Below are 24616 nucleotides of genomic sequence, written 5' to 3'. Positions count from 1 at the left end.
TTTCAGACTTCCAACATTGTGTTTTACTTTTTTAAATTAGATTTGAATGTATAAATCATTCTTTGAATTTCATTCAGTTGTGATATTAGACTGTCGACTTTTTCCACACTTAGCAATTCCAGTTCTCTTGTTAATATTAGCTGTGTCTGTAGCTCAAAAGAAGAGGCATTTGCAATACCCAGAAAATGATAAAATTCTCTATCATTATTTCTTCCTGCTCCCTCCGCAATATTAGATGGAATTGAGACTACGGATCTTTTAATTTGAGAAATCAAGCCAAATTTCTCATCCTTCGGTAAATCAACACAAACAAGGTAAACTTCTTTTGCAAGTTGAATTGATTTCTGCCAGAAAAGTAATTTCTCAAAGTTGTGCATATTTACTTTATTAAAGTCTGAAGTCTAGTGTCTGATATCTGATGTCTATATTATTACTTCTTAAATTTCTCCATTAAATCAATAAACTCATCAAACAAGTAGTTCGCATCTTCAGGGCCTGGGCTTGCTTCCGGGTGATACTGAACAGAGAAACAAGGGTGGATTTTGTGTTTTAATCCTTCATTTGTTCTATCGTTCAGGGCGATGTGCGTTTCGATAAGATCAGTTCCTTTAAGGCTTTCCTGATCCACTGCATAACCGTGGTTCTGAGAAGTGATTGAAACTTTGTTTTTCTCTAAATCTAACACCGGGTGGTTACCTCCTCTGTGTCCGAACTTCAATTTGAATGTTTTAGCTCCGCAGGCTAATCCTATCAATTGGTGTCCGAGACAGATTCCAAAGATGGGAACTTTTCCTAAAAGACCACGGATCATTTCCAAAGCTTTAGGATTATCTTCAGGGTCACCAGGACCGTTTGAAAGCATAATTCCATCCGGATTCATTAATAAAATTTCTTCGGCTGCAGTATCGTGTGATACTACAATAATATCACAGTTTCTTTGGGAAAGTTCTCTGATGATTCCCAGTTTGGAGCCGAAATCTACCAGCACCACTTTAAACCCTCTTCCCGGATTAGCATATGGTGTTTTTGTAGAAACCGTTTCTACCTGGTTGGTAGGGAAAGTTGTTGATTTTAATTCCTGTACGATTGTGTTTTCATCTGCATCGGCGTTCACGATTTTCCCTTTTACAACTCCCGAATTACGAAGAATCCTTGTCAGTTTTCTTGTGTCAATTCCTGAAATTCCTGAAAGGTTTTTCTTTTTGAATAATTCATCTAAAGTAATCTGCGTACGGAAATTTGATGGCAAATCGCAAATTTCTTTTACAATAAGACCTTTAATAGCCGGCTCAATACTTTCATAATCATCACGGTTGATCCCGTAATTTCCGATTAGCGGATACGTCATACATACAATCTGACCACAATAAGATGGGTCGGAAATCAATTCTTGATATCCCGTCATTCCGGTATTGAAAACCACTTCTCCTGCAGTTTCCAATTCTGCTCCGAAACCTTCTCCGTAAAAAACCTCTCCGGATTCTAATATTAATTTCTTTTTCATTTTTATTTTTGTTGTATAATGTATTCATGTATTAACGTATTAACGATTTTCATGAATACCTTTTACATTAATACTTTTTACAATAATTATTTAAATTTAAATCCTTTTTCTTCCAATGCATTTTTCAGTATGGCCATCCTTGCAAAAACCCCGTTCTGCATTTGTTTGAAGATCCTTGAACGTTCACATTCCACAAGATCTGTGTCAATCTCCACTCCTCTGTTGATCGGTGCCGGATGCATAATAATAGCTCCTTTCTTCATTGCCTGCTCCCTTTCTTTTGTTAATCCGTATTTTCTATGGTACTCGGATGCTGAAAAGCTCATTTTAGCATCGTGTCTTTCGTGCTGAATTCTCAACAGCATCAGGACATCCACTTCATGGATCAGCTCGTCTACCGATTGGTATGTTCCGTTGATTAAGGCTCCCTCATCAAACCATTGCTCAGGCCCAGAAAAATATACTTTGGCACCTAACCTTCTTAATGCCTCAGCATTCGAGTTGGCTACCCTGCTGTGTTTCACATCTCCTACGATTCCTATTTTCAGTCCTTCGAATTTCCCAAACTCCTGGTAGATGGTCATGAGATCCAGCATACATTGTGACGGATGGTTTCCGGTTCCGTCTCCTCCGTTGATCACAGGGATGTTGATATTTTTCAATTCTTCGAAGAACCCGTCTTTTTTGTCTCTTATTACGACTAAGTTTACTCCTATACTTTCGATCGTCTTCACAGTGTCATATAAACTTTCGCCTTTATTTACTGAACTGTGAGAAGCATCAAAAGGAACCACCTGCAATCCCAGTTTTCTTTCAGCCACATCGAAGCTTGTCTTTGTTCTGGTGCTGTCTTCAAAAAACAGATTTGAGCAAAAAACCTCACCGTCAATTTTAGCTGTTTTTCCTTCAGCAAAAGCCAGCGCTTCTGTTAGTATACTGTTGATTTTCTCTGTACTTAGTTCTGCAATCGTAAACATAATATCTTAATTTTTTTACATAAAAAAAGCGAAGACAAAATCTTCGCTTAATAACAATAAATATCGTAAAGGGCGCTTTCGCCCGGTAAATCTAATGATATAAATACTCTTTTATTCATTAGGTGCAAAGATATAACAATTAACCGAATTGACAAAACTAAAGTTCTAAAAAAATTAAAAAACTTTAATCACACCTTATTCTCATTTTTTCTTAATATTTTTGTTAAAATTCAAATTGCTCATATGGACGCCAAAGACAAAATGATTCTCAGTATTATCCAGGAAGACTCTACCTTATCTGTAAAAGAAATCTCCGAGAAGATAGGTCTTACTTTTACTCCTACTTATGAGCGTATCAAGCAGCTGGAGAAACAGGGTGTCATTGAAAAATACGTCGGCCTTCTGAATCGTGAAAAACTAGGCCTTAATATTGTGGTGTATTGTAATGTCCGGCTCAAAGAGCAATCCAAGAAAGTATTGGAGACTTTTGAGAAAAACATCAGCAAATATGACGAGGTTCAGGAAATCATAAGTCTCTCCGGAGAATATGATTATATGTTAAAGATCATCGCTAAAGATATCAACTCTTATAATGATTTTGCCGTAAGCGTGATTTCAAACATTCCTAATATTGGTCAGTACCACAGCTCCATCGTTCTGCATGAGGTTAAAAAATCCACCAAATTTAAAATTGACCTGGACTAATTTCTTTTAGCAGAAAGGCATAATGGCCATTATACGATTGGGCAATTCAGCTATTCTACCTTTTTGCCGGATTGGAAATCCAATGTACTGATTTACCCTACTATCTTATTTTTTAATTTATTGAACTGGTAGCTTACTTTATCCAGACAAAGGTTTCCGATACTTCCCTGGTGAGAATGATGGAGGTCTGTAATTTCATAATCAAACTCATTATTCTCAATTTCCTGTCCTACCTTTATATATGCATCACGGAAAGAACTTCCTTTTTTAACCTCTTCATTGATCTTCTCTACACTGAACAGATATTTATATTTCTCGTCTTCAAGAATACCATCCTTTACCTTAATATGTGGTAAAGTGTAGTTCAGGATTTCAAGACATTCCTTTAAAGAGTCAATCGCAGGAAATAAGATTTCTTTTGTGAGCTGCACATCTCTGTGATATCCCGACGGAAGATTATTCGTTAATAAGATAAGCTCATTGGGCAGCGATTGAATTCTGTTGCATCGTGCCCGTACCAGTTCGAAAATATCAGGATTCTTTTTATGAGGCATAATACTGCTTCCGGTAGTAAATTCTTTAGGAAAGCTTATGAAATCAAAATTCTGACTTAAATACAAACATACATCATACGCAAATTTCCCAAGGGTCCCAGCCATTGTTGCCATTGCCATTGCAAGCATTTTTTCAGATTTACCACGGGTCATCTGTGCATATACTGCATTGTAATTCATTGTCTGGAAACCCAGATTATAGGTGGTACTTTCACGATCTATAGGAAAAGAGGAACCATAACCCGCAGCAGACCCTAACGGATTTTTATTAATGATGTTTTTTACCGAAAATAACATTTCAAGGTCGTCCAACAAAGCTTCTGCATAGGCTCCGAACCATAGTCCGAAGGAAGATGGCATTGCAATCTGTAAATGGGTATACCCGGGAAGCAATACATTTTTATGCTGGTCTGCCAGCTGGATAAGCAGTTGGAAAAACCCATCCGTAAGACCTGCTATTTCACGGATCTCATCCAAAAGGTATAGTTTTATATCCAGTAAAACCTGATCATTACGGGATCTTGCCGTATGAATTTTTTTACCGGTATCTCCTAATTTTTCAATCAGGATGGCTTCAACCTGTGAGTGGATATCTTCTGCCTGGGTATCGATTTCGAAATCTCCGTTTTCTATATCTTTTAATATCATCGACAGAACAGAGGTCATCTGTTCAGCTTCTTCATGGGAAATAATTCCAACCTCTGCAAGCATCTTACAATGCGCCAAAGAACCTTTAACATCATATTTCGCCAGACGTTCATCAAAATCAAGGTCTTTACCGACAGTAAACTTATTGACTAATATATTGGTGGCAAGATCATCTTTCTGCCATATCTTTTTCATAATTGTTTTTTTAAAATAGTATTAATTGATTTTAGGTTGTTTTTTTTACCCAGCATGCTCTTTCCATCTTCCTGAACTGAACATCTTCCACATTCAACAAAGTCTTTTATTTTTAATTGTCATTTTGCATAAATCTTATTAAAAACGATACTCTTCATTATGATCATGCTGGGTGTCAAAACATTTTCTTTAGATTTCAGATGTCAGATATTCAATACTTTCAAATAATTCTGATATCTGCTGTCTTTTACAAAACCCTTTCTAAAATCCGGATATAAATATCAATCCCTTCTTTTATCTCATGGAGTTCTATAAATTCATCAGCCGTATGAGAGCGCCTACTGTCTCCGGGACCGATCTTAACAGAAGTACATGGGATAATTGCCTGATCCGAAGATGTCGGGGAACCGTAAGTCGACCTTCCAATAGCCAGTCCTGCCTGTACAAAAGGATGGTCAGGTTCTATTTTTGAAGAATTCAGCCTGAAAGACCTTGCCGTAAGGTTGGATTTCATTTGGGACTGAATGATATCAAAAGCCTCTTCATTCGTATACTCATCCGTCACCCTCACATCCAATATAAACTGGCAGGATTCGGGAACTACATTGTGCTGAACTCCTGCATGGATACCAGATAGGGTAATTTTAACCTCTCCGAGATAATCAGATACCTTTGGGAATTTAAAATGGGTGATATGCTGCAGATCCTCCATACATTTTACAATGGCATTATCATCATTGGGATGGGCAGCATGGGAAGCAGTGCCTTTCATTTCACCGTCAATGACCAGAAGTCCTTTTTCTGCTATCGCCAGATTCATCTGTGTAGGTTCTCCCACAATAGCCAGCTCCACATTAGGTAATTGTGGAAAAAGAGCTTCAATTCCATCAAATCCTGAAATTTCCTCCTCTGCCGTCAGGGCAATAATTAAATTATATTTTAAATCGTCTCTATTATAAAAATGTAGAAAGGTTTGTGCTAAAGAAACCAAGGATGCTCCTGCGTCATTGCTTCCCAAACCATACAGTTTTCCATCTTTTTCAATCGCCGTAAATGGATCCAGTGTATACGCTTTATTAGGTTTCACCGTATCATGATGGGTGTTCAATAACACAGAAGGTTTGGATGCGTCAAAATATTTATTGACAGCCCAGATGTTATTTTTAAAACGTTTTACCGGGATCAGATGCTTCTGAAAAAAGTTTTCAATAGCTACAGATGTATTGTACTCATCCTTGCTGAATGAAGGAATTTCAATCAGTTTTTTCAGCAGTTCAATCGCATTATCGAACAGCTCTTCGTGACTATAAACAGATTTCAGTGCCTCCATGATGGTTTTCTATATGGTTTTTTAATTGAGTTTCTTTTATTAAGAATACCTTATTTACATTGTTTTTAATCGCACCCAGTGCGTTTTCAAGTTTTGGCAATATGCCTTTATGCAGTTTTCCTTCTTCTTTCAGCGTTGAAAAATCTTCGGACGATACGCTTTTAATTACAGAATCAGGATCATCCACATTTTCCAATACTCCTTCTTTATCAAAACAATAGAGCAATTCCACATCGTATTTCTTCGATAAGGCCTGTGCAATCACCGAAGCTATTGTATCTGCATTGGTATTGAAAAGATTTCCTTTTTTATCATGCGTAATAGCCGAAAATACAGGAACAAGCTCAAGCTTAATTAATTTGGATATCAATTTATTATTGACACTTTTCTTCTCAATGTCTCCTACAAATCCAAAATCAATTTCTGCATGTTCTCTTTTCTTGGCTTTAATCAAATTGGCATCAGCTCCTGAAAACCCTATTGCTTTACATTTTTTCTGCTGAAGTTTTGCGACAATATTTTTATTAATTCCACCTGCATACACCATTGCCACAATATCCAGAGTCTCCTTATCTGTAATTCTGCGCCCGTTGACGAGCTTCTGCTCAACTCCCAATTTATCAGCCAAATCAGTAGCAAGCTTTCCGCCACCATGAACAAGAATCTTCTTTTCTTTGATTTGAGAAAACTGCTCTAAAAACTGATCCAATAACTCTTCGTCATCAATTAAGGCACCTCCTATTTTTACAACAAAAAGCTTGTCCATAATCTCCTGTTATTTACTTTGGTTAATTTCATCCAGGATTTCACTGAACACTGCCTGAGCAGAAAAAATCCGGTTTTTAGCCTGTTGGTAAATAATAGAATTTTCACCATCCATCACTTCGTCACTCAATTCTACATTCCGGCGAACCGGAAGACAATGCATTACTTTTCCGTTATTGGTTTGCGCCAACTTCTCAGCTGTCAACATCCAGTTTTCCTTCACTTCAGGCATCGCAGCATATTCATCAAAAGATGACCAGTTTTTAACATAGATAAAATCCGCATCTTTTAAAGCTTCATCCTGGTTATGAATGATTTTCGTCTGTTTTGTGAAGTTTGGATCCAAATCATATCCTTCAGGATTGGTGATAACAAAATCCACATCCATTTCCTGCATCCATTCCGTAAAGGAATTCGCAACTGCCTGAGCGATCGGCTTGATATGAGGAGCCCAAGTAAGGACTACTTTAGGCTTACGTTCTTCTTTCCAGTTTTCACTAATGGTTATACAATCCGCTAAACTCTGCAGAGGATGACGTGTTGCCGACTCCAAAGAAATTACAGGAACCTTCGCATGTTGCTGAAACTGGCTTAGAATACTTTCATTCACATCATCTTCTTTACTTTTCATTCCCGCAAAGCAACGAACCGCAATGATATCGCAGTATTGATTCAATACTTCTATCGCATCTTTAATATGTTCTACAGTATCTCCGTTCATTACAGCTCCGTCAGCAAATTCAAGATTCCAGGCTTCTTGTGCAGCATTTAATGTTAAGATATTAAGTCCCAGGTTCTGTGCAGCGATCTGGCTGCTTAAACGGGTTCTCAGACTTGAGTTCAGAAATACCAATCCAATGGTTTTTCCCTTTCCTTTTTCGGTTTCAGAATGGGGATTTTCTTTTATATATAAGGCTTTTTTTATAATTTCCTGTAAGTTTTCAATATCGCTTACAGCAGTAAAGTTTTTCATTGTATAAATTTTATTTAATGGTCAACAGACTCTTATTTCTATATTTTTAAAACCATTAGAGACATCTCTATAGTTTACCCTTTTACGATTCTGCAATTTTACGTTTAACAATCTATCATTTTCGTTTTTGCAATTCTGCAATTTTCACTCTTACAATTTCGTCAGTACTTCCCTCAATGCACCAATGAAAAGATCTGTTTCCTCTTTCCTGATATTGAGTGCAGGAAGGATCCTCAGCACCGTTTTATCATTAGAATTTCCGGTAAAAATATGATGATCGTAAAGCAGGCTTTTCCTTACCTCTGCACAATCCCTGTCCAGCTCTATCCCGATCATCAGGCCTTTCCTTCGTATAGAGATGATATGTGGTAAATCTTCAATTTCTTTTTCGATATAGCTTCCCATATGCTCAGCATTATCAATAAGGCTTTCATCCCTGATAACATCTAACACAGCAATCGCTGCAGCACATGCCAGGTGATTACCTCCAAAAGTAGTTCCCAGCAAACCATGGCTTGCTTCAAATTTAGGATGGATCAGGACTCCACCAATCGGAAAGCCATTTCCCATTCCTTTTGCGGTTGTAATTATATCAGGCTGGATACCGAACTCCTGGTGAGCAAAGAAATAACCCGTTCTACCATATCCTGACTGAACCTCATCTAAGATCAAAACAGCATTATATTGATCGCATAGCTCTTTAATTTTAGATAAAAACTCAGGCGTTGGAATCATAATTCCACCCACTCCCTGAATCCCTTCAATAATCACCGAAGAAATTGAATCTCCCTGAGTCCTGAAAACTTCCTCTAATTGCTCTACATTATTCCACTCCGACTTTATGAAACGTTCGGAATAATTGACAGGTGCTACAATTTTCGGATTATCCGTTACGGAAACTGCCGCAGAGGTTCTTCCATGAAAAGAACCGGAAAAATAAAGCACTTTACTTTTTCCATTATGAAAAGAAGCAAGTTTTAACGCATTTTCATTGGCTTCAGCTCCGGAATTACACAGGAAAAGATCATGGTCTTCGTATCCTGATATCTCTCCAAGTTTCGATGCCAGTTCAGTTTGCAATTCGTTTTGTACTGAATTTGAGTAAAAAGAAATTTTTTCTAACTGATCCCTTAATTTCTCCTGATAATAAGGATGATTATGACCTATAGAGATCACTGCATGGCCTCCATAAAAATCAAGGTACTTTTCTCCCTTATCATCCCAAAGAAATGATCCCTTTGCTTTTACAGGATTTATATTGAATAATGGATATACGTTAAATAAGTTCATTTTTTTTAATTGAAGTTGAAAATTTTTAGTTACCGGTTTCGGGTTATTGTTTTACAATTCCACCCTTCCCCATTTTACTTTTATAAGAATGTATTTAAAAACCTATTGGTTTCAAATCCAGTCCCAGGTTTTCTTCCCATCCCATGGCAATATTCATATTCTGAACAGCCTGTCCGGAAGCTCCTTTTAACAAATTATCAATCGCTGAGTGAATAACAACAACATTATTATTCTTTTCAATATGAATCACACAGCGATTGGTATTGATAACCTGTTTGAGATCAATTGCTTTCTCACTCACCTTTACAAAAGGTGCATCTTCATAAAACTTCCTGTACAATGTCTCAATATCTGAAAGCTCCAGGTCTGATTTAACCGTTGAGCTGGTAAAAATCCCTCTTGTAAAATCTCCCCTCCAGGGAACAAAATTCAGGCTTACGTCTTTATTGTTAAAAGAATTCACTTGCTGCAAAATCTCGTCTACATGCTGATGGCTAAGTGTTTTATATGCAGAAATATTATCATTTCTCCAGGTAAAATGAGTGGTCGCCTGTAAAGACTGTCCGGCTCCTGTCGATCCGGTAATTCCCGTTGTATACACATCATTCAAAAGTCCTTTTTCAGCCAATGGCAGTAGAGCCAGCTGGATAGCAGTTGCAAAACATCCCGGGTTGGCAATACTTTTTACCCCTAAAAGATTTTTTTTATTGATTTCGGGAAGCCCGTAGATAAAATTTCTATTTCCGAAAGCACCTTCCAAACGAAAATCATTTCCCAGGTCAATCACCAACGTCTCATCTGTAACAGCATTCTGATTCAGCCAATTCTGACTTTCCTTATGAGGAAGACACAAAAAAAGAATATCTACAGCCGAAGGTTTGTCCGTTAAAACCATTTCACAAACCGTCGCTAAATCCGGGTACAGATCAGAAATCTTTGTACCCGAATTAGAACGACTATATAAAAAACTCAATTCAATATTGGGATGAAAAGCCAACAGGCGCACCAATTCACTACCGGTATATCCGTTAGCTCCTACAATTCCTACCGTTTTCATATTTTCACGCCGTTAATCTGGTGGTAAATATTCAGGGAATTGCTTACAATTTTTGTGTACCCTTTTACATCGTCTCCGCTCCATGCTCTGTTTGCCTCTCCGTAACTTCCAAATTGATCAGACATCAGATCATGTTCAGATTCAATACCGTTCAAAACAAATCTGTAAGGATAAAGAGTGATGAAAACTTTTCCTGTTACCATTTTCTGAGAGTCAGTAAGGAAAGATTCTATATTTCTCATCACAGGATCTAAAAACAATGCCTCATGCAGCCAGTTCCCATACCAGTCGGACAATTGTGACTTCATCATTTGCTGGTATTTAGATAAAGTATGTTTTTCCAATAAATGATGGGACTTGATGATCACAGATGCGGCAGCCGCCTCGAATCCTACTCTTCCTTTAATTCCGACAATAGTATCTCCTACGTGAATATCCCTTCCGATACCGTAAGCAGAAGCCAATTGTTCTATTTTCTGGATAGCATACACAGGATGGCTGAAGTCCTCCCCATTTACTGCTGTAATTTCACCGTTTTTAAATTCGATTTCCAGTTCAGATGACTGGGTTTCTTTGATCTGCGACGGAAAGGCCTCTTCCGGAAGGTTATTTCTGGAAGTCAGCGTCTCCTTTCCACCCACAGAAGTCCCCCACAACCCCTTATTAACAGAATATTGAGCCTTTTGAAACTCCATATCATATCCGTGGCTTTTCAGGAATTCAATCTCCTCTTCTCTCGAAAGTGCCATATCACGGATCGGCGTGATAATCTCAACATGCGGAGCCATTACCTGGAAAATCAGATCAAAACGAACCTGGTCATTTCCCGCTCCTGTGCTTCCATGAGCAATAGCATCCGCCCCTTTTTCCAGTGCATATTTTGCAATTTCCTGAGCCTGAATGGTACGCTCAGCGCTTACGGAAAGCGGATAAGTATTATTTTTCAATACATTTCCGAAGATCAGATACTTCACACATGAATTATAGTAATCTTCCTGAGCGTCAATACACCTGTATTCCTTTACCCCTAATTTCAGGGCTCTGTTTTCAAGTTCTTTTTCTTCTTCTTTTGAAAAACCTCCTGTATTCACAGTTACTGCATACACCTCATATCCCAGACTTTCACTAAGATATTTGGCACAGTAAGAGGTATCCAAACCACCACTAAACGCTAAGATTACTTTCTTTTTCATCGATCTTCTTTTTCGTATTATTGTTCGTATAATGTAATCCACCGGATGTAATCTGCCCCGAAGACAAAAGCCCATCCTGATTTACTTCATCATTATCCTTATTTTGAGGTTCATTATTTTTCACCTCCTTTATATCATTGTTGGAAGGAATAAAAAGCATTGCTGTACATAAGCAGTTCTTCCTTTCCTTTTTCATTAAAATTTCGTAATTCACACAGTTTTTACAACCATTCCAAAATTCCTCATCCTGAGTAAGCTCAGAATAAATAACGGGCTTATAACCTAAATCGCTGTTGATTTTCATGACAGCCAACCCGGTTGTTAATCCAAAAACCTTAGCCGCAGGAAATTTATCCCTTGATAACTGGAAAACTTTATTTTTAATCAGGGTCGCAACACCCCTGTTCCTGTATTTTGGCGAAACGATCAGCCCCGAATTGGCCACAAACTGACCGTGGGACCAGGTCTCTATATAGCAGAAACCTACCCATTCCCCGTTTTCAGTAGCAACAACGGCATTGCCTTCTGAAATCTTCTTACTTAAATATTCTATGGAACGTTTTGCGATCCCCGTTCCTCTCCGTTGTGCAGAATCATACATTTCCTGCTGTATTTCACTCACATACATTAAATGTTCGCATGAGGAAATTTCTATTTCCATTTATTTATCTGAATTTTTTGGCAAATTTAAAGCATAATAACTTTAATAACCAAATTAAAAAGATATTTTTTTTGCTTAAATGATTATTAAAAGATAATATATCTTATTTGAAATATATAATTTTGCTAAATTATTATATATTTGCTAAAATATTATACATGGAAAATAAATGCCCTAAATGCAATAGCACCCATCTTGTAAAAAGTGGGGTGATCAACCAGAAACAAAGATTTCATTGCAAATCCTGCAATTATTATTTCACCGTAAAAAAAATAGGCAAGCAGATCGATGACTACTACGTTACCAAAGCCCTTCAGCTTTACCTCGAAGGATTAAGCTTCCGCGAAATCGAAAGGATTATCGGGGTCTCCCATGTAACCATCAGCTCATGGATCAAGAAATACAATATCACCCGGCCGCCGCATTCCGAATTCCATCCCGTATATAAAATCCTGAAGCAAAACGAATTGATCGAATACATGTCCAATGAAGACAATATTAAAAACTCAGGATTGATCATCACACAGTTCGCAGATAAATACATGTTGATCAAGTGGGAACGGTTTAAAAAGTAAACAGACAAAAAGAAGGAATCATAAAATCACCTATTTGCAAAATCAGAAAATGAAACTCTCTATTCCGAGCCTTCAGCTTCAACTAACAAACAGGTACTTATAAAAAAACTATATACTTACCATTAATATATATTAAATTTCTCTAAATAAATTATTAATTCCAATTTGGCTTTCACAAAATTAACGCCAAAAAATTGATAATTTATGAAGAAAATACTCACTTTTATTGGATTAGCTTTAATCAGCAATACATTATACTCCCAGGGATCTCCCGACTACGGAAACGGATTAAAAATAAACCTTAATCCTGAAGGAGATAAATTTGTCAGATTTATTTTATGGGATCAGTTCTGGTTAAGGAACTCACAAATGAACCCGGGAAGTATGGTCGGAGGAGAACCCACAGACAATACCTGGAATGTAGGGAACCGCAGACTCCGTGCTTTAACGTACGCCCAGGTTACTAAGCGATATATGATCCTCCTTCACTTCGGCATCAATAACCAAACCTTCATCAATGGAGGAGCGCCGGGCACAACAGGAACAGGAGGAAACGGAAATGGCAAAAAAACACAGCTTTTTTTCCATGATGCATGGAATGAATATGCAGTACTGATGCCGGGAGAAGCAGGAAAATTTACTTTAACATTAGGGGCCGGACTGCATTATTATATGGGACTCTCCAGAATGACTATGGCCTCCACTCTCAATTTTTTAACCCTCGATTCTCCTATATTTTCGTGGCCGTTAATCGATAGCTCTGATCAGTTCGCAAGACAACTGGGTATGTTTGCCAAAGGAAAGTATGGAAAACTTGAATACCGCCTCAGCTTAAACAAACCCTTCGCTACAGATCTGGTTCCTGTAAATGTAACCGATCCTTCAAAAGCTGTTGCTGTGGATAATAACGGAAATCCCAGCTTTTCCAAAGCCGGATACGTAGAATATCAGTTTCTGGACGAAGAATCCAATACCCTTCCTTTCAAAGTTGGATCATATCTGGGAACAAAGAAAGTGTTTAATGTAGGAGCCGGCTTTTATCATCAGGCGGACGGAACCAGAACTTCCGTAAACTCAAATATCGAAAAGCACGACATCACTCTTCTAGCTGTTGATGCTTTTGCAGATATCCCTTTGGGAAATGCCAAACATAAAATGGCAGTTTCTGCCTACGCGGGATATTATAATTATCAGTTCGGCCCCAATTATATCCGAAATCTGGGGACTATGAATATCGCAGTAGCTGATCCTAACTTTGCAGGACAAAAGGCAATTGCCGGACCTGGAAACCTACAACCGACAATTGGAACAGGTAATATTATCTATGCACAAGCCGGATTATTACTTCCCAACGAAGCAGAAAAGCCTAAAATCAGAATTCAGCCGTTTGCAGCATATACCCATAAAAACTTTGAAGCCTTCGACAAGTCGTCTTCACAGTTTGACGTTGGAGCCAACTGGTTTATAGACGGACATCACGCTAAAATAACAACCCAATACTCCACCAGACCTGTTTATACCAACCCTACCGAGCGTCCAAAATCCAAAGGCGAGTTCATTGTTCAGTTTCAGATTTATTTATAATGACAGACTCGTTTAAACCCGCATAAAAAAAATTAATTAACATCAAAATCAAGTGATATGAGCGAAAACCATCATGAAAGCTATGAAAATATGACCGACAAGCAGAAGAACAGAACCATATGGAGCGTTATTACTGCATCTTCACTCGGTACACTGATAGAATGGTACGATTTCTATATTTTCGGAAGTTTAGCTGTTGTGCTGGCAACAAAATTCTTTCCGGCAGACAACCCTACCGCAGCCTTTTTATCCACCCTGGCCACTTTTGCCGCAGGATTTGTTGTACGACCTTTCGGAGCCCTGTTCTTCGGAAGATTAGGAGATATTATCGGACGAAAATACACCTTCCTGGTCACCCTGCTAATCATGGGATTTTCCACTTTCCTTATCGGATGTATTCCTAGTTATGAAACCATTGGATTTATGGCTCCGGTTCTGGTTCTGATCCTGAGATTATTACAAGGACTGGCCCTGGGAGGAGAATATGGAGGTGCAGCAACTTACGTTGCAGAATACGCACAACCCCACAGGAGAGGCTATTGGACTTCATGGATCCAGACCACCGCTACCGCCGGACTTTTTATCTCATTGATTGTTATTTTAATAACAAAAAACACCCTTTCTGCAGAGGAATTCGACGGCTGGGGATGGAGAGTTCCTTTCTGGATTTCTATTTTAATGGTGGGCGTCTCTTACATCATCAGAAAAAACATGAAGGAATCACCGCTTTTTGCTAAAGCCAAAAGTGAAGGTAAAACATCAAAAAATCCATTAAAAGAAAGTTTCGGAAATAAATACAACTTCAAATTCGTCCTGCTGGCATTGTTCGGAGCCGCAATGGGACAAGGTGTCATCTGGTATACAGGACAGTTTTATGCCATGAGCTTTTTGCAAAAAGTAATGAATGTAGAATCTGCTCAGGTTGATTCATTAATGGCCACCGCTTTATTTTTAGGCACACCATTCTTCGTATTTTTCGGATGGCTTTCGGATAAACTGGGCAGAAAAGCCGTTATGATGACCGGGATGCTGGTTGCCATTTTAGCTTACCGCCCGATTTATAACAGCATGTACAAGAGTGTTAATCTCGAAAATAAAACCATAGCTGCCAACGGCATCAGTGAAAAGAGAACGGCAAAAATCCATAAAGATATTGCCAGCGACAGCCTGATCACTTTCCATAAGGAAACCCTCTTTACGGATGGAACTTTAATAAAAAAAGACAGCATCATACACTGGTCGGCAAACGGCCCCGTTATAAAAGACGGAAAGATCGAGGAACCTAAGGTGTCACAGTCCTTAAAGCTCAGTGATGATACCAAATGGTACCTGATATTCCTGGTGTTCATTCAGGTGATCTTCGTAACGATGGTGTATGGTCCTATCGCAGCATTCCTGGTAGAAATGTTCCCGGTAAGAATACGCTATACTTCCATGTCATTGCCTTACCACATTGGTAATGGTGTATTTGGAGGACTATTACCTGCAGTAGCCACTTACCTCGTAACCACAGGAAAAGAGGCAGGACATCCTTCATGGTATCTTCAGGGACTGTGGTATCCTATCGGTGTTGCAGCCGTGTGTTTACTCATTGGATTATTTTATCTTAAGAGCAAGAACAATAATATCCACGATTAACCACTGAATCAGTCAAATTTTTATTAATTTTAAAACTACTAAAATGAACGGACTAAAAAAAATATTAGGTATCCTCTGGATTTTAATTGCTTTGGTTGTAGGATATTTCGGGATCACCGTTTTGGGTATTCCAAAAATCACTTCAGGAAAGCAGGAAGACCTTGTTTTTGGCATCATCATCCTTTTTGTTTTGATGCCAATTATTTCCGGAGGACTGGCAGTCTTTGGATATTACGCCTTAACCGGAGAATATTCTGACGACAAAATATAATTATTAATGATGAATGATAATTGGTGAACAATCTGTACAAAGGATCTGTTCATCAATTGTCTTTTATCCATCATCATGTATGAAAAAAAGACACGAACAAAAACTGATCATACTAAGCATTGGATTAGTCATTCTCTTCAGCATTCCTATTTCATTGTTATTCAACAGTGAAAAAGATACTTTTGACTATCCCGTGATTTTGATCTACATCTTCGCCGTCTGGATGATTTCGATCATCATATCGTTTATAATCGTGAAAAAATATGATGAGTAGTTTTGCTTTATTTGTTGTTGTCCTGCTTTACCTGGCCCTTCTATTTGTGGTCGCCCACCTGGCAGAAAAGAAAAAAAGCAAGTTATGGATCAACAATCCTTACATCTATGCGTTATCCTTAGCAGTATACTGTACAGCCTGGACCTATTACGGGAGTATTGGCGTTGCTGCCACTAGCGGACTCAACTATCTTCCCATCTACGTAGGACCTATTGTCATTATTCCTGCATGGATATTTATCAATACAAGAATCGTAAGAATTTCACGAATCAATAAAATAAGCAGTCTGGCTGATTTTATTTCGCTACGCTACGGAAACAGCAGAAGCTTTAGTGCCGTTATTACCATCGTTTGCCTTTTAGCAATCGTCCCTTATATCGGGTTACAGATTAAAGCCATTTCAGAAACCTTCCATTTGGTTACGAAAACTCCGGTATCTCAAAATATTTTAACCGATAATGCAACCTTCGTAGTGGTTTTGATTGCTCTATTTTCCTCCTACTACGGAACAAGATATGTGGATGCTTCAGAAAAGCGCCTTGGAATCATATCCGCTATTGCCCTGGAAAGTTTTCTAAAGCTGTTTTTCATTATCATCCTTGGATTATTTGTGATTTATTTTGCCTTTGACGGATTTTCAGATATTTATGAAAAGGCAAGCAAATTCGAAGATTTCAAACAAAAGAATACATTCAATGGTATTGAAGGTGCTTTGAACTGGATGATCTTATGTATGATCTCTGCAACAGCTATTTGTATCCTTCCAAGACAGTTTCATACAGCCATCGTAGAAAACAGGCAGGAAAAACACATCAAAACCGCCATTTGGTTTTTCCCTCTCTATCTTTTAATTTTTACCATTTTCATTTTTCCAATTGCTTGGGGAGGCAGGCTTTTATTTAACGGACAGAATGTAAATCCTGAATTCTATTCGATCCTGATCCCTCAATATTTTGACAACACTTTAATCACAGTATTTGTTTTCCTTGGAGGACTGAGTTCTTGTATTTCAATGATCATTATATCCGCGATCACATTATCCATCATGCTTTCCAATAACCTCATCATTCCTTACGGTTTACTGGGAAAATTTAAATCTGAAAATGAAATTCAAAACACAAGAAGCATAACGAATATCAGGAAGATAAGTATTTTTGCCCTCATCATAATGGCTTTTGCCTTTTACAAGTATTTTATCCTTAAAACATCCCTATATTCAGTGGGCCTGATCTCTTTTGTTGTTATTGCCCAACTGGCACCTGCCTTTTTCGGAGCTTTATTCTGGAGAAGAGGAACCTATAAAGGTGCAGTAATAGGGCTTCTTGCCGGGCTGGCCATTTGTTATTTCGGCCTGATTATCCCACAGTATTATTTTTCTTACAATCAGGAATTCAAAGGAGTATTGAGAGATATGTATACTGTTTTTGATTTTTTCAGGATTCCTTACTTAAGTAAGATCCCGGAAATTTTCTTTTGGTCAATCTTAGTAAACACCGGGCTATTTACTACAATTTCAGTCAGCGTAAAAGGAAATTACAGGGAACGAAACTTTGCTGAGCTGTATGTGGATGTTGATAAATATATTCAAAACCATGAAAACGCCTTTATCTGGCGGGGTACGGCTTATGTTTCGGATATAAAAAACATCCTGGAACGATTTTTAGGAAAAAAGAAAACAGAACAGGCACTGCGGATATTTAATTTAAAATACAACATCGATTCTCAAACCGAAACAGCGGATTCCAGGTTTATAAAATTCTCTGAAAACCTTCTTGCAGGAAGAATAGGAACCGCTTCTGCGAAGATTCTCATTGAAGGTGTAACGAAAGAAGATAAAATTTCTTTAAAGGAAGTCCTGAACATCCTCGAAGAATCAAAAGAGAATATTACACTCAACAAAAAACTGACTGAAAAATCCAAAGAACTTAAACAACTTTCTGAAGAACTTACCGTAGCTAATGAAAGTTTAATAATTAAAGACCGTCAAAAGGACGATTTCCTGGATTCCGTCGCACACGAACTGAGAACTCCTATCACGGCCATCCGTTCTGCGGGAGAGATTCTAGCCGATGACGATGATATCCCTGCGGACATCAAAAGAGAATTTTTAAACAATATTATTACGGAATCCGATCGTTTAAGTGAGATCATTAATGACATTCTTTATCTTGATAAGCTGGAACATGGAGAAATTGCCCTTACGATAAAGAAAAACGACATCACAGAAACCTACAGGAAGGCATTAAATCCTATCCTCCACCTGATCAAGCAGAAAGATATCCAGGTTAGTGAAACCAATCTTCTCACAGAAAGCGTATTTGAATACGATGAAGCAAGAATGATCCAATTGTTTCAGAATATCCTTGGAAATGCTTTGAAATTTGCAGATCAGCAGGGAGAGATACAAACCCGTTTTTTAAAAAATGAAAATGCCTTAAATATCACTATCTTCAATACGGGTAAACCTATTCCTGAAGAAGATCTGGAGATGATTTTTAATAAATTTTATCAGTCCAAAAATCAGAATATTTTAAAACCAACAGGAAGCGGGCTTGGGCTTGCCATCTCAAAGCAGATTATTGAGGCCCACGGAGGTATAATCTACGCTGAAAACAAAAGCTCAGGAGTAATATTTACCATAAGCCTTCCGGAAAATATATATAAAGATGAAGTCGAACAGTACTAAAAACACATTATGAAAAAAATAATCATTGCAGATGATGAACATAAAATACTGATGTCTCTGGAATATAGTTTCAAAAAAAACGACTATGACGTATTCATCGCCAGAGACGGTACTGAGGTATTGGATTTTCTTAAAACCATGGTTCCCGATGTTATCCTTCTGGATATTATGATGCCGAATCTTGACGGATACAGCACCCTGGAAGCCATTAAAGAACAGGAACAGCTGAAACATACAAAAGTTATTTTCCTGAGTGCCAAAAACAATCCAAAAGACATTGAAAAAGGCCTCGAAATGGGAGCTGATGCCTATGTTACAAAACCTTACTCTATCAAGAAGCTGATACAGCAGATTGAGGAATTATTGGATAACTGAGAATAAAAGCTTGGAGAAGCCAGATACAAGACTGCGGACTATCACAAAACAAAAAAAACACGAAATACTATTATTAATATGAATGCAGAAGATTTATTTAAAAGAAGTATCGAAGACAAAGAAAATTTCTGGAAGGAACAAGCCCGGGAAATAAGCTGGTATACATTTCCTCAACAAATTCTTTCGCGAGATACAGACCGCTATCCGGAATGGTATCCGGATGGGCAGCTTAATATGTCTTATCTGTGTATAGATCAACATATTGAAGATGGTTTTGGAGATCAGATCGCTATCATTTATGACTCTCCTGTTACAGACCAGAAAAAAACATACACATTCAGGCAACTGCAGGAAGAGGTTTCAAAATTTGCCGGCGGACTTGCTTCTTTAGGATTAAAAAAAGGAGATACCGCTGTAATTTATATGCCGATGATCCCGCAAACCCTTTTTGCAATGCTGGCCTGTGCCCGGATTGGAGTAATTCACAATGTTGTTTTCGGAGGATTTGCCCCGCATGAACTTGTGGTAAGAATTGATGATTGCAAGCCTAAAGCTTTGATAACCGCTACTGCAGGAATGGAAATCGCCAAAAGAATTCCTTATCTGCCATTGGTAGAAAAAGCAATTGAGCTGGCTCAGGACAAAGTGGATCACATCATTGTTTACAACCGAAAACTGGTTGATAATGAAGATGAGATGTTTGACGGCCTGATCGATTATGAAGAACTCACCCAGAAGTCTTCCCCGGTTTCTCCTGTTGCAGTGGAATCTACCCACCCACTCTATCTTCTTTATACTTCAGGAACAACAGGAAAACCCAAAGGAATAACAAGAGATACGGGAGGCTACGCAACAGCCCTGAAGTTCTCAATGAAATATATTTATGGCATCGAGCCTGGAGAAACGTATTGGGCTGCTTCCGATTTCGGATGGGCGGTGGGACATAGTTTTTCCGTTTATGGACCTTTAATAAACAGAAACACGACCATCATTTTTGAAGGCAAACCAATCATGACTCCGGATGCCGGAACTTTCTGGCGCATCATTTCAGAATATAAGGTTTCCGCCATGTTTACCGCTCCTACAGCCATCAGAGCTATAAAAAAAGAAGATCCGGACGGGGAGCTCGTCAAAAAATACGATCTATCGCATTTTAAAAAGCAATTTTTGGCAGGCGAACGGTGTGATGTGGCTACCCTGGATTGGTTTAGTAAACACATTGGAGTACCCGCCATTGATCACTGGTGGCAGACGGAATCGGGTTGGCCGATGTTGGGACTGATGACTTTTGATCATCATTATACCATTAAAAGAGCAGCAGCAGGAAAGCCTATTCCGGGGTATGACATTAAAATATTCGATGAAAATGGTTTTGAACTCGATCCTCATCAGGAAGGCTATCTGGTGATCAAACTCCCCCTGCCTCCAGGTGCACTTTCCGGAATATGGAAAGATGAAGAACGTTTTCAGAACAGCTACTTATCACAATATAAAGGATATTACTTCTCCGGAGACGGAGCCATACAGGATGAGGACGGATATTTTTTCATCACCGGAAGAGTGGATGACGTTATCAACGTTGCAGGACACAGGCTCTCCACTTCGGAAATGGAGGAAATTGTCGCTTCCCATCCGGAAGTTGCTGAATGTGCCGTAGTAGGAATCGATAATGAGCTGAAAGGACAAGTTCCTTTTGCCACTGTAGTATTAAAAAACGGTTCCACGATTTCAGAGGAAGATCTTGAAAAAGACACTGTACGAATGGTACGGGAGAAAATAGGAGCAGTCGCATTTTTAAAGAATGCCATGGTTGTAAAACGATTACCCAAAACACGCTCAGGAAAAATCCTGCGAAAACTTATCCGGACGCTTCTGGATGGAAAAGAATTTCAGGTTCCCTCAACGATAGACGACGATCAGATCATTGAGGAAATACAAGAAAAAATCGTTAATTACAGGGCAAAATTCACAAATTAGACATACATTTAATATCAATAAAATTCAAATTTCAAAAACAAAAGGGATATGAGAAATTACTTAATAGAAGATTTACCACATTATTTTGAGGAGTATAAAAAATCTATTAAAAATCCTAAAAAATTCTGGGATAAAATAGCCGATCAAAATTTTGTGTGGTATCAGAGATGGAGTAAGGTAGTTAAGTATGATATGAACGAGGCAAAAATCACCTGGTTTAAGAACGCAAAATTAAATATTACCAAAAACTGCATCGACAGGCACCTGAATGAAAGAGGAGATAAGACGGCTATTATCTGGGAACCCAACGATCCTAAAGAAAAAGCTGAGCATATTTCTTATAGTGAATTGTACGTAAGAGTTAACAAAACAGCTAACGTCCTAAGGGATATGGGCATTGAAAAAGGTGATCGTGTATGCATTTACCTTCCTATGATCCCTGAACTGGCAATCACAATGCTCGCCTGTGCAAAATTAGGAGCGATACATTCAGTAATCTTTGCAGGATTTTCAGCCAATGCAGTAGCTTCAAGGATCAATGACTGTGAAGCGAAGCTAGTAATTACCTCCGATGGCAGCTACAGAGGAAATAAAGTGCTAGACCTTAAAAGTATCGTTGATGAAGCTCTTGAAAAAACAACAACGGTTGAGAATGTCCTGGTCGTTAAAAGAACAAACAATGAGATCAAAATGAAAGAAGGCAGAGATCACTGGATGTCTGAACTCTATGAAAAAGCTTCTCCTGATTTTGTTACGGTAATAATGGATGCCGAAGATCCCCTTTTCATTCTTTATACTTCAGGTTCTACCGGAAAACCAAAAGGAATGCTCCATACCTGTGCGGGATATATGGTCTATACCGCGTATACTTTTAAAAATATTTTCAATTACCAGGAAAATGATATCTATTGGTGTACTGCAGATATCGGCTGGATCACGGGACATTCTTACATCCTTTACGGGCCTTTGCTAAACGGAGCCACTACAGTTATTTTTGAAGGTGTTCCTACATATCCTGAACCGGACAGATTCTGGGAGGTTATTGAGAAGCATAAAATCACCCAATTTTACACAGCACCAACCGCTATTCGCTCCCTGGCCAAGGAAAGTGCCGAATGGGTAGATAAGCATGACCTCAGTTCGTTAAAAGTGATCGGGTCGGTAGGAGAACCCATTAATGATGAGGCATGGCATTGGTTCAATGACCATGTGGGTAAAAAGAAGTGTCCTATTGTGGATACCTGGTGGCAGACCGAGACAGGAGGAATTATGATCTCTCCCCTACCTTTTATAACGCCTACCAAACCTACCTACGCAACCCTTCCCTTACCTGGCGTTCAACCGGTGCTGATGGATGATAAACGGAATGAAATCACAGGAAACCAGGTAACAGGAAATCTCTGCATCCGTTTTCCATGGCCTGGAATTGCAAGAACCATCTGGGGTGACCACCAGAGATACAAAGAAACTTATTTTACCGCTTTTCCCGGAAAATATTTCACTGGAGACGGTGCTTTAAGAGATGAAGTTGGATATTACAGAATTACAGGCCGGGTAGATGATGTAATCATTGTTTCCGGACATAACTTAGGTACGGCTCCTATTGAGGACAGCATCAACCAGCATCCTGCCGTTGCCGAATCTGCAATTGTGGGATATCCTCATGATATCAAAGGAAATGCTTTGTACGGGTATGTTGTTTTAAAAGAAACCGGAGAAAGCAGACAAAGGGAAAACCTTAAAAAAGAGATCAACCAGCTTATTGCCGATCAGATCGGACCGATCGCTAAACTGGATAAAATACAATTCGTTTCAGGATTGCCAAAAACACGTTCAGGAAAAATTATGCGTAGGATCCTTAGAAAAATTGCCGAAGGAGATTTCAGCAACTTCGGAGATATTTCTACGTTATTAAATCCGGAAATTGTGGACGAAATTAAAAATGAAAGAATAGACTAATCTTTATCATTAATAAGAAGGCGCAGGGTTTACCTGCGCTTTTTTTATCAACTCTATTCTTTGATAATTTTTATAGCTTGTCTACCGAGGTTGGAATGTGCACTAAGTAGATAATTCCCTTTAGGATAATGAAAATCCAAAGAATATTTTTTCAGCCTTTTCCCACTGATATCATCTTTCAGAATTTCTGTAATGAACTTTCCTGATGTGTCATACAGCCCGATAATGATATGATCGGAATGTAAAAAATGAATACTGAGATTCAGCTTGTCTTTAACAGGGTTGGGAGCTACATCGATCTGAAGTTTCCTTTCCTGATTATCTCTGGTAGTTTCCTGCGTTGCAAGATTACCGACAGTCATTTTATAAATACCGGTACCAGCAGCATATGCCACATTACTGTTAACAAAAAATATCCTGTTCAAAGTACCGCCTACTCCTGTGTCCGTCCAGGTTTCCCCACCATTAAAGGTTTCATAAAACCCTGTATTATGCCCCCCCATCCACCCATGGTCTGGTGAAGTAAAGCCCACAGCCTGAACAAAAGTATCCGGAAAATCCTTTGTTTCCCAGGTAAGTCCGCCATTTAAAGATTTCAATAACCTTCCTGTATTAGGAGATTCTGCTTCAATAGAGCAGAATATTTTATTATTATCCAGAAGCTGCATTTTCCAGACGTACTCAAAAGGAATATTACTATTATATATTTTTGTCCAGCTTGCTCCTCCATCAGTCGTTTTAAGAATAACCGCACCATCATCATCACTTCCGGATGCGAAACCAACGTTCTCATTGATAAAAGTAATTTCTACCAGGGCGGTAGCATACGCGGACATATCCATATACTGCCATGTTATACCGCTATCTGTTGATTTGATAATATAAGCAGGATAAAACCATGCTCCGCAACCGTACACAGTGGATGTACCCACACAATCCAGACCACAGATTCCTTGCGGGTATGGCGAAATATTATCAACTCTTTGCCATGTAGCTCCGCCGTCTGTTGTCTTATAAAAATTGTTATTCAACGTCCCCAGAAAACCTACATTTTCATTTAAAAATTCAATATTCCTATAGTATTCATTGGGTGTCGTGCTCACAATTTGCTGTGTCCAGCTGGTACCACCATTTGTTGTCTTAAAAACAGCTCCGTTGCCGCCCCGGGCTGCCCACCCTAAATTTTCATTAAGAAAGAACACATCATCATACCGCCCTCCCCCATTTCCCGGAGGATAAGAGAACGCGGTCCAGTTATATTGCTGAGCCTGCAGAAGGAATGATGATAGAATAAGAGTAAATAAAATTCTTTTCATAGGTATTAATTTTAAAAACAAATTTGAGGTTTTTGAGATAAGTATACAATAAACTTCTTAATAATTCATGATACTGTCTATCAACGACTAACGGACTTTTAAGTTCAAA

General features: G+C 38.5%; 21 protein-coding genes and 1 pseudogene. 10 read left to right on the top strand and 12 right to left on the bottom strand.

The genetic code is table 11. The features are described from left to right. Positions 1-23 precede the first annotated feature (23 nt). From MTQ00_RS02320 to MTQ00_RS02310, 3 genes are all read right to left on the bottom strand, one after another. The gene (locus MTQ00_RS02320) at positions 24-377 is read right to left on the bottom strand and encodes a four helix bundle protein (protein WP_273647564.1); all 354 of its coding nucleotides are present in this window, start codon (positions 375-377) and stop codon (positions 24-26) included. A 53-nt stretch (positions 378-430) separates the two neighbouring features. Then, a complete protein-coding gene (locus tag MTQ00_RS02315; protein WP_273647563.1) occupies positions 431-1504 on the bottom strand; it encodes a carbamoyl phosphate synthase small subunit in 1074 nt (357 codons plus the stop codon). 86 nt (positions 1505-1590) lie between these two features. Further along, the gene (locus MTQ00_RS02310) at positions 1591-2481 is read right to left on the bottom strand and encodes an aspartate carbamoyltransferase catalytic subunit (RefSeq protein WP_172277892.1); all 891 of its coding nucleotides are present in this window, start codon (positions 2479-2481) and stop codon (positions 1591-1593) included. Positions 2482-2724: 243 nt separating this feature from the next. Between MTQ00_RS02310 and MTQ00_RS02305 the strand changes: the two genes are divergently transcribed. After that, the gene (locus MTQ00_RS02305) at positions 2725-3186 is read left to right on the top strand and encodes an Lrp/AsnC family transcriptional regulator (RefSeq protein ID WP_172277890.1); all 462 of its coding nucleotides are present in this window, start codon (positions 2725-2727) and stop codon (positions 3184-3186) included. A gap of 92 nt (positions 3187-3278) precedes the next feature. Here the strand turns inward: MTQ00_RS02305 and argH are convergent, their stop codons facing one another. The 8 genes from argH to MTQ00_RS02265 form a co-directional block, all read right to left on the bottom strand. Then, entirely contained in the window at positions 3279-4583 is a 1305-nt protein-coding gene (gene argH / locus MTQ00_RS02300) for an argininosuccinate lyase (protein ID WP_172277888.1), read from the bottom strand. A 247-nt stretch (positions 4584-4830) separates the two neighbouring features. Next, positions 4831-5913, bottom strand: a complete 1083-nt coding sequence (locus tag MTQ00_RS02295) for a M20 family metallo-hydrolase (RefSeq protein WP_273647562.1) — start codon at positions 5911-5913, stop codon at positions 4831-4833. Beyond that, positions 5888-6679, bottom strand: a complete 792-nt coding sequence (gene argB, locus MTQ00_RS02290; RefSeq protein WP_194304220.1) for an acetylglutamate kinase — start codon at positions 6677-6679, stop codon at positions 5888-5890. Before argB ends, MTQ00_RS02295 begins: the two co-directional genes overlap by 26 nt. 9 nt (positions 6680-6688) lie before the next feature. Continuing rightward, positions 6689-7651, bottom strand: a complete 963-nt coding sequence (locus MTQ00_RS02285; protein WP_273647561.1) for an N-acetylornithine carbamoyltransferase — start codon at positions 7649-7651, stop codon at positions 6689-6691. A 150-nt stretch (positions 7652-7801) separates the two neighbouring features. After that, positions 7802-8941 (bottom strand): aspartate aminotransferase family protein, encoded by a 1140-nt coding sequence (locus MTQ00_RS02280; protein ID WP_273647560.1) that lies wholly within the window; start codon positions 8939-8941, stop codon positions 7802-7804. A 94-nt stretch (positions 8942-9035) separates the two neighbouring features. Further along, positions 9036-9998 (bottom strand): N-acetyl-gamma-glutamyl-phosphate reductase, encoded by a 963-nt coding sequence (gene argC / locus MTQ00_RS02275; protein ID WP_273647559.1) that lies wholly within the window; start codon positions 9996-9998, stop codon positions 9036-9038. Next, positions 9995-11191 (bottom strand): argininosuccinate synthase, encoded by a 1197-nt coding sequence (gene argG / locus MTQ00_RS02270; protein WP_273647558.1) that lies wholly within the window; start codon positions 11189-11191, stop codon positions 9995-9997. Before argG ends, argC begins: the two co-directional genes overlap by 4 nt. Then, positions 11163-11852 (bottom strand): GNAT family N-acetyltransferase, encoded by a 690-nt coding sequence (locus MTQ00_RS02265; protein ID WP_172277878.1) that lies wholly within the window; start codon positions 11850-11852, stop codon positions 11163-11165. Before MTQ00_RS02265 ends, argG begins: the two co-directional genes overlap by 29 nt. A 158-nt stretch (positions 11853-12010) precedes the next feature. Here MTQ00_RS02265 and MTQ00_RS02260 point away from each other — a divergent pair, with 158 nt between their 5' ends. The 9 genes and pseudogenes from MTQ00_RS02260 to acs form a co-directional block, all read left to right on the top strand. Further along, positions 12011-12427, top strand: coding sequence for an IS1/IS1595 family N-terminal zinc-binding domain-containing protein (locus tag MTQ00_RS02260; protein ID WP_172277876.1), 417 nt, complete (start codon positions 12011-12013; stop codon positions 12425-12427). A 204-nt stretch (positions 12428-12631) separates the two neighbouring features. Then, positions 12632-14011: a porin gene (locus MTQ00_RS02255; RefSeq protein WP_273647557.1), complete on the top strand. Its 1380-nt coding sequence runs from the start codon at positions 12632-12634 to the stop codon at positions 14009-14011. 57 nt (positions 14012-14068) lie between these two features. After that, positions 14069-15649: an MFS transporter gene (locus MTQ00_RS02250; RefSeq protein WP_273647556.1), complete on the top strand. Its 1581-nt coding sequence runs from the start codon at positions 14069-14071 to the stop codon at positions 15647-15649. A 43-nt stretch (positions 15650-15692) separates the two neighbouring features. After that, positions 15693-15920, top strand: coding sequence for a DUF6814 family protein (locus MTQ00_RS02245; protein ID WP_172277871.1), 228 nt, complete (start codon positions 15693-15695; stop codon positions 15918-15920). 79 nt (positions 15921-15999) lie between these two features. Next, positions 16000-16194, top strand: coding sequence for a hypothetical protein (locus tag MTQ00_RS02240; RefSeq protein ID WP_273647555.1), 195 nt, complete (start codon positions 16000-16002; stop codon positions 16192-16194). Further along, on the top strand, positions 16187-18880 hold the full coding sequence (locus tag MTQ00_RS02235) for an ATP-binding protein (RefSeq protein WP_273651043.1): 2694 nt from the start codon (positions 16187-16189) through the stop codon (positions 18878-18880). Before MTQ00_RS02240 ends, MTQ00_RS02235 begins: the two co-directional genes overlap by 8 nt. A gap of 9 nt (positions 18881-18889) precedes the next feature. Beyond that, positions 18890-19255 (top strand): response regulator transcription factor, encoded by a 366-nt coding sequence (locus MTQ00_RS02230; protein ID WP_273647554.1) that lies wholly within the window; start codon positions 18890-18892, stop codon positions 19253-19255. Between the two features lie 78 nt (positions 19256-19333). Then, positions 19334-21232 carry an AMP-binding protein gene (locus tag MTQ00_RS02225; RefSeq protein ID WP_273647553.1) on the top strand — a complete coding sequence of 633 codons (1899 nt, stop codon included), beginning with the start codon at positions 19334-19336 and terminating at the stop codon, positions 21230-21232. A 42-nt stretch (positions 21233-21274) separates the two neighbouring features. Beyond that, positions 21275-23191, top strand: a pseudogene (gene acs / locus MTQ00_RS02220) (acetate--CoA ligase); the annotation flags it as partial. A gap of 53 nt (positions 23192-23244) precedes the next feature. On the opposite strand, the gene MTQ00_RS02215 reads toward acs, so the two are convergent. Continuing rightward, positions 23245-24507 carry a photosystem II stability/assembly factor-like protein gene (locus MTQ00_RS02215; RefSeq protein ID WP_273647551.1) on the bottom strand — a complete coding sequence of 421 codons (1263 nt, stop codon included), beginning with the start codon at positions 24505-24507 and terminating at the stop codon, positions 23245-23247. Positions 24508-24616 lie beyond the last annotated feature (109 nt).

The organism is Chryseobacterium sp. B21-037 (assembly GCF_028570785.1).
Taxonomy (GTDB): Bacteria; Bacteroidota; Bacteroidia; order Flavobacteriales; family Weeksellaceae; genus Chryseobacterium; species Chryseobacterium proteolyticum.
Note: the sequence above shows the minus strand (reverse complement) of the source record. Positions and strands in the feature narration are given on the sequence as shown.

Coding starts and splice junctions, on each gene's coding strand:
- MTQ00_RS02285 (WP_273647561.1), bottom strand. CDS start 7,651: ATGAAAAACTTTACTGCTGTAAGCGATATTGAAAACTTACAGGAAATT.
- MTQ00_RS02265 (WP_172277878.1), bottom strand. CDS start 11,852: ATGGAAATAGAAATTTCCTCATGCGAACATTTAATGTATGTGAGTGAA.
- MTQ00_RS02235 (WP_273651043.1), top strand. CDS start 16,187: ATGAGTAGTTTTGCTTTATTTGTTGTTGTCCTGCTTTACCTGGCCCTT.
- MTQ00_RS02255 (WP_273647557.1), top strand. CDS start 12,632: ATGAAGAAAATACTCACTTTTATTGGATTAGCTTTAATCAGCAATACA.
- argB (WP_194304220.1), bottom strand. CDS start 6,679: ATGGACAAGCTTTTTGTTGTAAAAATAGGAGGTGCCTTAATTGATGAC.
- MTQ00_RS02240 (WP_273647555.1), top strand. CDS start 16,000: ATGAAAAAAAGACACGAACAAAAACTGATCATACTAAGCATTGGATTA.
- MTQ00_RS02230 (WP_273647554.1), top strand. CDS start 18,890: ATGAAAAAAATAATCATTGCAGATGATGAACATAAAATACTGATGTCT.
- MTQ00_RS02250 (WP_273647556.1), top strand. CDS start 14,069: ATGAGCGAAAACCATCATGAAAGCTATGAAAATATGACCGACAAGCAG.
- argH (WP_172277888.1), bottom strand. CDS start 4,583: ATGAAAAAGATATGGCAGAAAGATGATCTTGCCACCAATATATTAGTC.
- MTQ00_RS02245 (WP_172277871.1), top strand. CDS start 15,693: ATGAACGGACTAAAAAAAATATTAGGTATCCTCTGGATTTTAATTGCT.
- argG (WP_273647558.1), bottom strand. CDS start 11,191: ATGAAAAAGAAAGTAATCTTAGCGTTTAGTGGTGGTTTGGATACCTCT.
- MTQ00_RS02320 (WP_273647564.1), bottom strand. CDS start 377: ATGCACAACTTTGAGAAATTACTTTTCTGGCAGAAATCAATTCAACTT.
- MTQ00_RS02315 (WP_273647563.1), bottom strand. CDS start 1,504: ATGAAAAAGAAATTAATATTAGAATCCGGAGAGGTTTTTTACGGAGAA.
- argC (WP_273647559.1), bottom strand. CDS start 9,998: ATGAAAACGGTAGGAATTGTAGGAGCTAACGGATATACCGGTAGTGAA.
- MTQ00_RS02215 (WP_273647551.1), bottom strand. CDS start 24,507: ATGAAAAGAATTTTATTTACTCTTATTCTATCATCATTCCTTCTGCAG.
- MTQ00_RS02305 (WP_172277890.1), top strand. CDS start 2,725: ATGGACGCCAAAGACAAAATGATTCTCAGTATTATCCAGGAAGACTCT.
- MTQ00_RS02310 (WP_172277892.1), bottom strand. CDS start 2,481: ATGTTTACGATTGCAGAACTAAGTACAGAGAAAATCAACAGTATACTA.
- MTQ00_RS02260 (WP_172277876.1), top strand. CDS start 12,011: ATGGAAAATAAATGCCCTAAATGCAATAGCACCCATCTTGTAAAAAGT.
- MTQ00_RS02280 (WP_273647560.1), bottom strand. CDS start 8,941: ATGAACTTATTTAACGTATATCCATTATTCAATATAAATCCTGTAAAA.
- MTQ00_RS02225 (WP_273647553.1), top strand. CDS start 19,334: ATGAATGCAGAAGATTTATTTAAAAGAAGTATCGAAGACAAAGAAAAT.
- MTQ00_RS02295 (WP_273647562.1), bottom strand. CDS start 5,913: ATGGAGGCACTGAAATCTGTTTATAGTCACGAAGAGCTGTTCGATAAT.